Raw genomic sequence first — 12,544 nt, forward strand, 5'->3', positions numbered from 1 at the left:
CCAGGATGGGGGCATCACTTGGTAAACTGTCGATTAATTTCCCCACCCCTGTAAAATTAGGAATGCTGGTGCTAGTGTAAGCCCAGCTTAAGGTCGAAACGCGTGCGTCTGCTCAGTCAGGTCAACCTCAATTCGCTGAAGATTGTCGAAAGTGCCGCCCGGCACCGTAACTTCACGCGCGCCGGCGAAGAGCAGTTCATTACTGCTTCCGCCGTCAGCCAGCGCGTTAAAAGCCTCGAGGACCAGCTGCGCTTCAAGATCTTCCAGCGCGGTGGCAATGCGGTGTCGCTGACACCCGAAGGCGAGACCTATGTGTCGCGCGTTCGCGAGGCGCTGGAGCGCATCGTGGCGGCCAGCATGGAGGCGACCGGACAGTCGCAGGCGCATGTGCTGAAGATTTCGGTGCTGCCGACGTTCGCGGCGCGCTGGCTGTTTGCCCGCCTGCCGCTGTTCCAGCGGCAATATCCCGAAATCGAGATGCGCGTCTCGACCTCCTACGCCACCAATGAGTTCGCCACCTCCGAGTTCGACCTCGAGATCCGCTATGGCGACGGCAGCTTTCCCGACCTCAAAGCGGACCTGCTGTTCAAGGAGGATTTGACGCCGGTGTGCAGCAGGAAGCTGTTCCACGAGGTTCTCGGCGATAGGCCGCCGTCAAAGGTGACGCCCGACGACCTCAGGCATTTCACGCTGCTGCATTCCGACACCTGCACGCAGAACTGGCAGTCGTGGCTGGGTTTTGCCGGCGCGAGTTCCGTGCTCGGCGAGACCAAGAGCATCTATTTCGATTCCTGCATGATGTCCTATGAGGCGGCCAATGCCGGCATGGGCTTTGCAGTCGCCAACCGCGCCTATATGGCGAGCGAGATCCGCGCAGAGAGACTGGTGGCGCCGTTTGCCGTGCATCACCCCAACACCGCCGGCTGGTATTTCGTCTGCCCGGTCACCGCGCCCTACACGCGCAAGGTGGAACTGTTCAAACAGTGGATCATGGCCGAGGCGGCGCTGACGCAGTGCCAGCTGGACGCCGGGATTGCCAGCGGCCCGGTGCTGCGCAAGGCCATTGCCTGAGGTCGGATTCTTTCCGCGGCCTTGCGGGATTTGCGGCCGTTTCAGCTGGTTTTGCGCAGACGGCACGAGCAGAACCGGCACGAAAACTGCCACCTCATGACGCAGGCGAGAGACTCAGCTATCTTCGGTTGTTGCGGCGGACCTGATATCCGCCTGGCCGGCGCTATCAGCTCACCTCCCAAGCGGCGCCGGCCTTCTTCTCCCGAAGGCTACCTTCAGCCTTGTCGTCCCGCTAAAACGATCATTGCGCCGGCTGATCGCCGCTGGCCGCCGGCTTTGGCGCCGAATCCGTCTGCGGGGTTTGATCGAGCACCGGGGCTTTGGTTGGCTGGATGTCGCCGTCGCAGGCGGCGAGCGCCAAGCTGGCGGCCAACAGAATCAGAAGCCTCTTCATGGCGACCTCCTAGGTCTGCCCTCTCCTTCGTAAGGCAACGAGGTGGTTCTTCGTAAGGCAACGAGGTGGTTCGGCTTTGGTTGCACGCTCGCAAACGACGCCGCGTCGGCTGGAACCAAACGGCGGCTCTGAGGTTGGTTGCCCAAAGGAGATCGCGCCATGATCCGTCTGCTCATTACCGGCCTTTTCGCTTACGCGACCTATCGCATCGCCAAGGAGATCATCAAGGACGTGCCTGACAATTTGGATCCGTTGCCGGTGCCTGGCGACGAACGCGCCGCCTTGCGGCGCCAGTCGGCGGCAACGGGTGTCGCGCCACGGCGGTAAGGGCGACTTCCGCCCGTTGCGAACAAAGCGGAAACGATGCTTGATAGGCGATGACCATCGCCATCAATGATTCGTCCTTGCGGCCCGCCTATCTGGCGAAGCTCAACGCCGAGCAGCGGCTCGCTGTCGAACATGGCGACGGCCAGATCGCCGGGCCGCTGCTGGTGATCGCCGGCGCCGGCTCCGGCAAGACCAACACGCTCGCCCACCGGGTTGCGCATCTGATCGTCAAGGGCGCTGATCCCAGACGCATTCTGCTTATGACATTCTCGCGCCGCGCCGCCACCGAAATGGCCAGGCGGGTCGAACGCATCGCCGGCGAGGTGCTGGGCCGAGACGCGTCCGTCATCGCCGATGCGCTGGCCTGGGCCGGCACGTTTCACGGCATCGGCGCCAGGCTGCTGCGCGACTATGCGCTGACGATCGGCCTCGACCCGGCCTTTACCATTCACGACCGCGAGGATTCCGCCGACCTGATGAATCTTGCCCGGCATGAACTTGGATTCTCGAAGACCGAAAGCCGTTTTCCGACCAAGGGCACCTGCCTGGCGATCTATTCGCGCGCTGTCAACGCGCAGGCGCCGCTTGGCGAGGTGCTGGGTTCGGCCTTTCCGTGGTGTGCCGGCTGGGCCGAACAACTGAAGGCTCTGTTCGCCCGATATGTCGAGGCCAAGCAGGCGCAGAACGTGCTCGATTACGACGACCTCCTGCTCTACTGGGCGCAAATGGCCGCCGAGCCGGAGATCGCGGCGCATCTGGGCTCGCGTTTCGACCATGTGCTGGTCGACGAATACCAGGACACCAACCGGCTGCAGGCCTCGATCCTTTCGGCGCTGAAGCCGGACGGCGCCGGACTGACAGTGGTGGGCGACGACGCGCAGTCGATCTATTCGTTTCGCGCCGCGGAAGTGCGCAACATCCTCGATTTCCCGCAACAATTCGCGCGAGCCGCCGATATCATCATGCTGGAGCGCAACTACCGCTCGACCGTGACTATTTTGGCGGCAGCCAACGCGGTCATCTCGGAGGCGTCGGAGCGATTCACCAAGAACCTCTGGTCGGAGCGCAAATCCTCGCAAAGGCCGAAACTGGTCAGCGTGCGCGACGAGGCCGAGCAGGCGAACTATGTCTGCCAGGCCATCCTGGCCGAGCGCGAGGCCGGCACGGTGCTGAAATCGCAGGCGGTGCTGTTTCGCGCCTCGCACCACAGCGGCCCGCTGGAGATCGAACTGACGCGCCGCAACATCCCCTTCGTCAAGTTCGGCGGGCTCAAATTCCTCGACGCCACCCATGTCAAGGACGTGCTTTCGGTGCTGCGCTTTGCCGAGAACCCGCGCGACCGCGTCGCCGGCTTCCGCGTGCTGCAGCTCCTGCCCGGCATCGGCCCTTCGGCGGCGAGCACCATCGTCGAGACCATGGCGACATCGCTCGACGAGGAAATGGGGCTGGCCCGCTACCGGCCGCCGCAACGCGCGGCTGAGGACTGGCCAGCCTTCGTTGCGCTTTATTCCGGCCTGCGCGCCCGGTCGGGGAAATGGCCGGCCGATCTCGAACAGGTCAGGCTGTGGTACGAGCCGCATCTTGAGCGCATCCACGAGGATGCGACGACGCGGCGAGCCGACCTCATGCAGCTCGAGCAGATCGGTTCCGGCTATGCTTCGCGCGAGCGCTTCCTGACCGAGCTGACGCTGGATCCACCGGATGCGACCAGCGACCAGGCCGGGCCGCCGCACCGCGACGAGGACTATCTGATCCTGTCGACCATTCATTCGGCCAAGGGCCAGGAATGGAAGAACGTCTTCGTGCTCAACACCGTCGATGGCTGCATCCCGGCCGATCTCGGCGTCGGCACCAAGGAAGACATTGAGGAGGAGCGCCGGCTGCTTTACGTCGCAATGACGCGGGCCAAGGACGGCCTGCATCTGGTGACGCCGCAGCGCTTCTTCACTCACGGCCAGGCAGCGCGCGGCGACCGCCACGTCTATGCCTCGCGAACCCGTTTCATCCCGGCCTCGATCCTCGGCGCTTTCGAACAGACCTCTTGGGCGAGCGTCCACGCAAAGGACGATCCGCGCCACAGACCTGAAGTCCGCGTCGACCTCGGCGCCCGCATTCGCGGCATGTGGAAATAGCCGCAACCGCGAATTGCCGGCCGGGGAGCGACTTCAAGAAGCAAATCGTCCTGTCATGGCATCTCTCAGGGAACCTCGGGCCGCCGGCCGCGTTTTCTGGCGTCCAACCCGCGATCGGAGGGCGGCGGCCGCCGCCCTTCCGCCCATCCAGAGAGGCCAGAATGCACGACGCGATGTTCTTCACCCCGGTTGCCGTTAGCGTTGGCGCCGGCCACAAACGCATGCTCGCCTCGCTGTTCGACATGCATGATTTCCTGACCGAATTTCCGCCGTCACGCCGGCGCCTGAGCTATGGCGCGGCCGTGAGGGCTTGCGAGGCGGCGCGCGCCGGAGAAATCTCGACCGAGGCCGCACGCGATGCCCTGATCACCTTTGCGGTCACGGCAGGCATCCTCTGGCCCGCGGTCCAGCCGGCCGTCTCGGTCAAGCCGGTCGCACACGGTTATGGCGGCTACGCCGTCTGAGACGGCCGGGACCAGGCCTGCCCAGCAAAAAAGATCACTCGGACTTGCCGGCAGACGTCGGCGAGGCCTCTGCCAGCCTTGCCGGCGGGGCGGTCTGTTCGGTGTTGCCGACAAGAGTTGATCGCCGACAAAGGGATAGGCAAGCTGCTGATGATAGAGCGAGGGAACCGGGTCATCGGTGTCGTATTCTGCGGCATCCTTTCGGGCATGAACAATGTGCCTCCCAGCATGTCGAGCAAAGGCAGCTGCCCGGCGAAATTCTTGTCCCAGGCTTCGCGCTCATTGGCATGATGCCAGTGATGAAATTGCGGCGACGCCAGCCATTTCAAAGGCCCGAACCCGCCTTGAGGTCTACGAGATTGGATACCCTGCCCTCGTTGTGGCCGAAGATCAGCTCGCCAGAGATTAACTCCAAGGAATAAACGGATTGCTGACGGCTGGCGGCTGCTGATCGCCATAAAATCGAGATTCCGAGCTTTAAGCGATATTTCCAGCCACTTTCATGCAATATCGCGACTAATCGCGAAGTCGTTCCCAGAAGCGGTAGTTTTACCTGCAACAGGCGAACAAATATGTTTGCCGGTGCTGCACCAAAAATTCGGCCGCATTTTCGGTTTTTTTCTTCACGAAAACTCGCGCCCCACGTAGATCAATCCAAGATGTACATAACTCTCTAGAGCATATTGTGCGATCAAGCTTTGGGGGCTAACGTGCCTTGGGGTGACGGGGAGGACGATCAAGCGACCTGTGCGCTGAACACGTTAATAAACGTAAACTCATAAGTATATCAGCGTAGAAATGGGTGGAATCTTGCAGAATATACAAGGGGTATTGACGTTTAGATCGGGTCATTTTTGGAATAGAGCCAATTTTGGCTCGCTGTTCACAACAGCTGAACGATTGGGTGTTCGGCGGCTTTTTCCCGCAATAGACGAGCGCTTTCGAAACCTTGACCGGCTGCGAGGCTTCGCCGCTGTGGTGGTGCTACTAGGACCGGCACCGCTATCCGGGGTCGATGCAATAGCACCCTTTAAGCGCAACTCCGCCACGATCGGAATCGGCCATGCTGAACAGGACTGAGTTGCTTCTTTCAATGTTCGACGCGAGCGGCTTCGGTCTGGAAGTAGGTCCAAGCTACAATCCTCTGTTGCCAAAATCACGTGGCTACAATGTTGAAACGATCGATCATGCCGATGCCGCCACCTTGCGCAAGAAGTACAGCGATAACGCATTACAGATTGAAGAGGTTGACTACGTTTCGGATGGACGCAGCCTCAGCGAGGTTATCGGTAAAAAGGAGAGGTATGACTTCATTTTCGCTTCCCATGTGATCGAGCATGTGACCGACATTGTTCGCTTCCTCCAGGACTGTGAAACCCTGCTAAAGCCGAATGGCCTGCTGGTTCTGGCCGTGCCCGACAAACGGTTCTGCTTTGACGCACTACGGCCACTGTCCACCGTGGGGCAAGCGCTGCAGGCATATATCGAGCAGCGCAAACGCCATACGCCCGGAACTCTATTCGATCAGGTCTCCTACGTTTGCACAAAGGCTCAACAGATCGTCTGGATCGAACCAACATTCGATGATGTTGCCTTGCTGCAGAGCAGTGAAGAAGCAAAGAGCCTGTTCGAAAGCGCGCAGTCCAGCGCAGACTATCACGACGTCCATGGGTGGCAGTTCACGCCGACCTCGTTTCGATATCTGATCAAGAAACTTCGCTCACTCGGCTACATCAAATCAGGCGAGATTGCTTTTCACAAGAATGACTCGATCCAGCTACACATGCACGAGTTCTACATCAGTCTGTCGAAGACAGCTCCTGTCCTGCAAGAAACCGATATCGATCTGCTCAAGGAGACGGAAAGGGAACTGCACGAAATTTCTGTTAGTCGGCAGGATTTGAATCTGAAACATGAAGTTGATGCCTTAAGGCGCCGTGTCGCGGCCGTGGACCAACAAATCGAGTGCGCAAACCTGCAGATCCAGAGCCTGACCACCAGGACCGATGCCTTGCTGCGTTCGACCTCCTGGAGGGTGACAGCCCCCCTCCGCTATATCAGGTCGGTGTTCCTATGATGCACGTGTCCCCCAAACTTTCGAAGCTCTCGTCGAAAAAAGCCCTGACCGTGGTGGTTGTCATCCCCTACTATAACGGGTCGGCATTCATAGAGAGATCGGTCAAAAGCGTCCTCAACCAGACGGTGCCGCCCAACGAGTTCATCGTCGTCAACGATGGCTCGACAGAGAGCGAAACCGCGTTTCTGCACAAGTTGGCCAAGCGACTGGATTTCAAGGTGATCGACCAGCCCAATGGCGGTCAGGGGTCGGCCAGGAACGCCGGCGTGCGTGCGTCGACTTCCAACTACATCAGCTTTCTCGATCAAGACGATTTCTATCGGGATACGCATGTCGAAGCGCTAGTGCGGGCAATTCCGGCCGACGATCCGCATTTTGGCTGGGTCTATGGCGATCTCATGGAAGCAGATGGCGCCGGCAATGTGCTGCGGACAGCGACCGTGAAACGTCACAGCGCCCACCCTAAACGAGATATCGAGCAGATGGTGGGCTACGACATGCATGTCCTGCCGTCCGCATCGCTGATTTCGCGTTGTGCCTATGAGGCCGTAGGCGGTTTCGACCCTCAGTTCATCGGCTATGAGGACGACGATCTTTTCCTCCGGATTTTCCGACGGGGCTACAGCAATTACTTCGTCGACCAGCCGGTCACCGTCTGGTGTATCCGCCCCAACAGCACATCTTATACGGTGATGATGTCACGCAGCCGGTTTCGATACTTTAATAAACTCCTGGAAATGTTTCCAGACGACCGCAAGATGGTGCGTTATTACATGCGGGATTTGCTGATCCCTCGCTTCCACTCGCAGTTCGTTCACGACGCCGTCAGATGGGCTATTCAGGAGGACAATAATCTTCCCGAGCACAAGCACGAGTTGCTGTCTATCTTTAATGGTTATGGGCGGGCCGTGTTCAGCAACAAATCAATACCCTGGCGTTTCAAGGCAAAGGTCTGGCTCGAGCGCCTTGTGGTGAACACCAATTCCAAAATGATCATCCTTACGGCGATCAGGCTGGCCCAAGCCGGCCACGGCCTGCGCGTGTTCTTCTCTCAGTCGCTGCGCTAGCGAGAGCGTAGGGAAATGAGAGAGCAGTTGCCATTCATTCAGACGCTGCGGGCCGTCGCTGCAATGCTGGTGTTGTTCGACCATTCGCCGAACCATCTGTGGTTCTTCAAGCTGGGCTATTCCGGAGTGGATTGCTTCTTTATCCTGAGCGGATTCATCATGGTAGTGAGTACGGCTGACCAGACTGGAGCCAAAGCTTTCAAGCTGTTTGTGATCAATCGTTTTGCGCGAATATGGCCAGTCTATGCCGTTACCAGCGCTGTGATGGCGGTTGCCTTCTGCTTCATTGGGACTGTCTCATCGCAAGAAGCACTAACGCGATTGGTCCACGACCTGACTTTTCAACCGGCGTGGAACAGCCCGCCGATCAACGCACCCGGCTGGTCCCTAACCTTCGAGATCGTTTTCTATACTCTCTTCGCGGTCAGCCTGCTGTTCGGTCGCTGGCGCTATCCGATTCTGCTTGGGACAATGGGGACGATGCTGCTCTTTAGTGGCCAATCCGCCCGAATCGACGGTCTGTGGGGTTATGTTGCTCTTGCGACAAATCCGATATGCGGATGCTTTGTAGTGGGAGTCCTCTGTGGCCTCATTTATCGCGCCAAATGGCGTGGCATACCTTACTCCATTGCGGTCTGCCTGCTTGCAACGTTCTCAATCTTTACCACATACCTGCTGTTTTTCAGTCTCCGCGAATTCAATCATGGTTTTATGTGGGCGACTGCATACGGCGGCATCGTCCTGTCGCTGACGCTGATGGAAAAGCATTCCCCTGTGTGGGTACCGATATCGTTGGTTCGCATGGGAAACGCATCTTTCTCAATCTATATTTCGCAGTGGCTGGTTATCATACCCTTCCTCAAATACGCGCCGCAGGCAGCCGATTCCACGCAACTACTGACGCTGGGCGGGGTGTTTCTTCTGATGGTAGCAGCTGTGTCATTCCTGACATATCGTCTCCTGGAAAAAGGCCTCTCCCAGTGGGCTCGGGAACAACTCCAGCGTATCTTCCTAACCCCAGGTCGCCAACCCGACGAAGCCAGCCCCAGCATTGTTCCCGCTCAATGATATCGGCGACGCTCAAACCCACTAGTGCAATTCCAGGAAAAGTGTGTGCGGTTTTCCGTCCGGAATTGCGTAGAAACAAAAAAATAGAGCGGTTCGCCGTTTCCGCGAAGCGGTGAAACGCTCTAGCGATATCCCGATATCGGAGATCGATTTTCAGATAGCCAAGTGACGGATTTCTACACTGCTACTATCTCAACACGGGGGGAAGCAGCCACTATTTCGATATTTACGAACGCCATTTCGAGCGAGTCAGAGGAAGAGCACCGACGATCCTTGAGATAGGCGTGTTCGGCGGCGGCTCCCTTCAAATGTGGAAGGCTTGTTTCGGCCAAGGCGGACGAGTGATCGGAATAGACAATGATCCAACCTGCGAAGCGCACGAAGAAAGACGGAATCGAGATATTTATCGGTAGCCAGGAGGACCCGGCACTGATCGATCAGATTGTCGACAAATACCATGCCTTCGACATTGTCATCGCGATGGAAGTCACGTTATGCGACACACAATGAAGAGCTTCGAGCTGCTGTAAGACAAGGTCGACCCTCACGGCGTTTACCTCGTCGAAGATCTCCATACTGCGTATTGGGATGAATATGAGGGCGGCCTGAAGCGAGCCGAGATTTTTATGGAATTCGTCAATGATAAGCTCGATAAGATGAATGCGCCACACAAGGGGTGCGATCCCCGTCTCCACATTTACCCAGTCGACAACCTGCATCGCCGTTTACGACAGCGTGGTCGCGTTCGAGAAGCCTCCGCAGGGGCGGAAAACCTATATCGCGATCGGAATGGGCCGTGCTGTGGGGAGGGCTGAGTTTCTCGGATGCCGATACCGCGAAGGCGCGCGGAAAGTTGGCCCGCTCGAATGTCGAAGCCAGGCTCGTACACCTATCTGGCGCCAGTCCTGGTCTCAATGCAGCGTCGGGTCGCCGGACAGCAGGCCGCGCGGCCCGGTCGTTTCGAAACTGACCTGGTCGCGGCCGTTGGACTTGGCCTTGTAGAGGTGCCGGTCGGCCGTCAGGAACATGTCGGCATAGGTGGTGGGTCCGCTGAAGGCGACGCCACCGATGCTCACCGAGAGGGGACAGGGCCGTCCATCCGGGGCAAACTCGACCTCGCGGATGCGCCGCCGGATCCCCTCGGCAACCAGCCAGGACTGCGACGGGTCGGCGCCAGGCAGGAAAATGGCGAACTCCTCGCCGCCGATGCGCCCGACGATGTCGGCGCCGCGCAGCTGGGCCTTGATCGTCTGCGCAATCAGCTTGAGCGCCTGATCGCCGCAATCGTGGCCCAATCGATCGTTAATGGTCTTGAAATGATCGGCGTCGACGATCAGCAGGGCGCCGGCATCGACGACGGCCTGGCTGCGCGCCTGTTCGAGATAGGCCTCGACCAGCATCGAAAACGCGCCGCGGTTGAACACCGCGGTCAGGCTGTCGGTCGCCGCGACGATGCTCAGATTCTTCTGGGCGATCGCCAGCTGGCGCATCTTGTACATCAGGAAAGAGAAGAACGATCCACCCAGCACGAGCGGCAGCAACAGGTCGGTGAGCTGCGCCCAGCGCAACGCTTCGGGCGACAGCGACGGAAAATTGTAGGAATCGACAAGGAAGGCCGCCGCGATACAGATCGCCGTGCCGACAACCGTGACTGCTATGACCCTGCCCAAGCTCGTGGGCGAAAGATCGACCCGCATGCCATTTCTCCCACTGTGTTCGCCATTTTGCAGCGGGAACACAAATGAAACCCTAAAATCTTACCTGCAATTCGAATGTGGTTAACCAGAACAATTCCAGGAAAGTGTGAGCAGCTTTCCCGGGAGAAGCGCGTGGGCGCTTTCCCTGAGAATTACCAAGACAAAGGGATAGCGCGTTTCACCGTTTCCGTTAAACGATAAAAAACTCCGGCAATCGAAAGGCGCGATCGGTTGCCTTGTGAGTGGCGACAAAAAGCCCGCCACTTGCGCGGCGGGCTTTCCGACTGGCCGGAGGCTTCTCGTCAGCGCATGTCCCTCGGGAAGTCTGGGCCATGCGGTAGGAGAGTGCCGTAAAGCCTCACGGCTGGCTCGACACTCCCGGCGAAACCTGTCTCAGCGACGCGAGATCATAAGGCATAGCTGCCGCAGATCGCTGTCGTAGGTGCCCTCGCTGGCGAGCACATCGACGCAGCGCTTCTTCATACGTGTCAGCTGGCTGTTCGACATGCTAGCGACGATACCGGGTGTCCCAGGGGTGCCTGGTGTTCCAGGAGTTCCTGGAGTGCCGGGGGTACCGGGCGTGCCCGGCGTTCCGCCAATGCCGACGCCGACACCGACGTTGATGCCGCTGCCGACGTTGACGCCGACACCGGCATTGATACCTCCGCTGCCGCCGACCGTGGCCCCAACACCGGCATTGATGCCACCGGCTCCGCCGACCGTCGCGCCAGCGCCAGCCTTAATGCCGCTGCTACCGCCGACTGAGGCGCCGAGGCCTGCTGTAACGCCGCTATTGCCGCCGACCGTTGCGCCAGCACCCGCCTTGATACCGCCGCTGCCGCCAACCGAGGCGCCGGCACCGGCCTTGACCCCGCCGCTGCCGCCGATCGAAGCGCCAACACCGGCATTGATGCCGCCAGCACCGCCGATAGATGCGCCGACACCGACGCCAATTCCGCCGCCTGCATTCGCGGGAGCGGCAAAAATGACGATAATTGCACCCGCCGCCAGTGTTCTAGCGATTTTTTGAGTGATATTAACCATGACACTCTCCTTGTTGCCGTTCTGCTTTGTGCATTGCAACATGCCAGCAAACCAAAGCAGACATATGCTTATGCACTCACAGCTACGCACGAGTCTTCCTTATAGTTTCTTTATTTTTTCCAAGAATAAGGATTGTAGTTCTCAAGGCGTGCACTGGTCTGCTAAAAAAAAATATGTTTTTGCTTCAATATTTAAACTTTGTTTAATTCTCTCGACCGAAATTCCACCGGAGTTGGAGCGGGTTGTGGCTGCGGCGGCCTGGAGCCGAAGGCCCACAAAAGGCGGGCCACTGACAGCCCAGCCATCTGGCCCAGTCACCGGGCAGCGTTGTGCCGACAGGGTCCTCAAACCCGGCTTGGATCCAGAGCTGGTGCCGGGCATCGACGGCCGCGCAAATGCACCGGTTAACGCTCCCGTGCGTTTAAACGGGAAGCGCGGTCAGGAGATCAGGCGTAGGCGCGGCCTTCGTCGGTGCGTTGGAAAAACGCCAGGTCGAGCTGCACCGAAGGCCGGCCGAGAATGGTCAGGATGGTATGCGCCTGGCCGCGGTGATGGGTCTGGTGGTTGAAGACGTGTCCCAGCGCCGGCGCCAGCCGCTGCGAGACGGTGCGCATGTCGGAAACGGTCATGTAGGAGAAGCGGCCGGACAAAGCCTTTTCGGTCAAACCGCCGACCCAGTCGACGATCCGCCTGTCCTCGGCCTCACGCGCCAGCTTTAGACCAGGCAATGCGCGGTGCAGGATGGCGTCGAGCTTTGCCGGCGCGTCGCCCTCGCCGGTGAAGCGTTTCATCCAGATGCGGTCGGTGGCCAGCAGATGGTTGAGCGTGCCCATCATCGAGCCGAAAAATGCGCCGACATCGCGGTTGAACTCTTCTTCGTCAAGTGCGGCGACGGCATCGTAGATGCGGCCATTGGCCCATTGATTGTAGGCCGCGAACATCATGAAATGCTGTTTCATCTTTTTCCCGCCGACGAGTTCCGCTTCAGCCGCAGGCGCCTAATTAGACCGCGAGGACGCAGCCGCCAATGACCATTCTGTTCTATGAACTCGCCGGACACGACGCGACCCGTCCGTTCAGCCCGCCTTGCTGGAAGGAGGCGGCGGCCGCAGCTTAGGGAATAGGCAGTAGGCAATAGGGTCTGAGGGCTGTACTGCCTACTGCCTACTGCCTACTGCCTACTGCCTACTGCCTACTGCCTAC

The 12,544-nt window shown here is 59.2% G+C and carries 12 protein-coding genes; 8 read left to right on the forward strand and 4 right to left on the reverse strand.

Going from position 1 to position 12,544, the window contains the following annotated elements:
- The first annotated feature begins 102 nt into the window (after positions 1-102).
- Positions 103-1,071 (forward strand): LysR substrate-binding domain-containing protein, encoded by a 969-nt coding sequence (locus NKH54_RS27525; RefSeq protein WP_023705327.1) that lies wholly within the window; start codon positions 103-105, stop codon positions 1,069-1,071.
- Between the two features lie 241 nt (positions 1,072-1,312).
- Here NKH54_RS27525 and NKH54_RS27530 read toward each other — a convergent pair whose 3' ends face one another.
- Positions 1,313-1,465, reverse strand: coding sequence for a hypothetical protein (locus NKH54_RS27530; protein ID WP_023693936.1), 153 nt, complete (start codon positions 1,463-1,465; stop codon positions 1,313-1,315).
- Positions 1,466-1,624: 159 nt separating this feature from the next.
- On the opposite strand from NKH54_RS27530, the gene NKH54_RS27535 reads away from it, so the two are divergent.
- From NKH54_RS27535 to NKH54_RS27565, 7 genes are all read left to right on the forward strand, one after another.
- Positions 1,625-1,792, forward strand: a complete 168-nt coding sequence (locus NKH54_RS27535; protein ID WP_353029394.1) for a hypothetical protein — start codon at positions 1,625-1,627, stop codon at positions 1,790-1,792.
- 50 nt (positions 1,793-1,842) lie between these two features.
- Positions 1,843-3,924 (forward strand): ATP-dependent helicase, encoded by a 2,082-nt coding sequence (locus NKH54_RS27540; protein WP_353029395.1) that lies wholly within the window; start codon positions 1,843-1,845, stop codon positions 3,922-3,924.
- A 161-nt stretch (positions 3,925-4,085) separates the two neighbouring features.
- Complete coding sequence (locus NKH54_RS27545; RefSeq protein WP_023684743.1) at positions 4,086-4,388, forward strand: DUF982 domain-containing protein; 303 nt, start codon at positions 4,086-4,088, stop codon at positions 4,386-4,388.
- Positions 4,389-5,451: 1,063 nt separating this feature from the next.
- Positions 5,452-6,465: a class I SAM-dependent methyltransferase gene (locus NKH54_RS27550; protein WP_353029396.1), complete on the forward strand. Its 1,014-nt coding sequence runs from the start codon at positions 5,452-5,454 to the stop codon at positions 6,463-6,465.
- Positions 6,462-7,532, forward strand: a complete 1,071-nt coding sequence (locus tag NKH54_RS27555; RefSeq protein ID WP_353029397.1) for a glycosyltransferase family 2 protein — start codon at positions 6,462-6,464, stop codon at positions 7,530-7,532. Before NKH54_RS27550 ends, NKH54_RS27555 begins: the two co-directional genes overlap by 4 nt.
- Positions 7,533-7,547: 15 nt before the next feature.
- On the forward strand, positions 7,548-8,600 hold the full coding sequence (locus NKH54_RS27560; RefSeq protein WP_353029398.1) for an acyltransferase family protein: 1,053 nt from the start codon (positions 7,548-7,550) through the stop codon (positions 8,598-8,600).
- 357 nt (positions 8,601-8,957) lie between these two features.
- Positions 8,958-9,110 (forward strand): hypothetical protein, encoded by a 153-nt coding sequence (locus NKH54_RS27565; RefSeq protein ID WP_353029399.1) that lies wholly within the window; start codon positions 8,958-8,960, stop codon positions 9,108-9,110.
- Between the two features lie 401 nt (positions 9,111-9,511).
- Here NKH54_RS27565 and NKH54_RS27570 read toward each other — a convergent pair whose 3' ends face one another.
- From NKH54_RS27570 to NKH54_RS27580, 3 genes are all read right to left on the reverse strand, one after another.
- A complete protein-coding gene (locus NKH54_RS27570) occupies positions 9,512-10,297 on the reverse strand; it encodes a GGDEF domain-containing protein (protein ID WP_352462880.1) in 786 nt (261 codons plus the stop codon).
- Positions 10,298-10,690: 393 nt separating this feature from the next.
- Positions 10,691-11,341, reverse strand: a complete 651-nt coding sequence (locus NKH54_RS27575) for a hypothetical protein (protein ID WP_023689083.1) — start codon at positions 11,339-11,341, stop codon at positions 10,691-10,693.
- Between the two features lie 446 nt (positions 11,342-11,787).
- On the reverse strand, positions 11,788-12,300 hold the full coding sequence (locus NKH54_RS27580; RefSeq protein WP_023673440.1) for a DinB family protein: 513 nt from the start codon (positions 12,298-12,300) through the stop codon (positions 11,788-11,790).
- Positions 12,301-12,544 lie beyond the last annotated feature (244 nt).

Origin of the sequence: Mesorhizobium sp. M1004 (assembly GCF_040318795.1) — a bacterium.
Classification (GTDB): domain Bacteria; phylum Pseudomonadota; class Alphaproteobacteria; order Rhizobiales; family Rhizobiaceae; genus Mesorhizobium.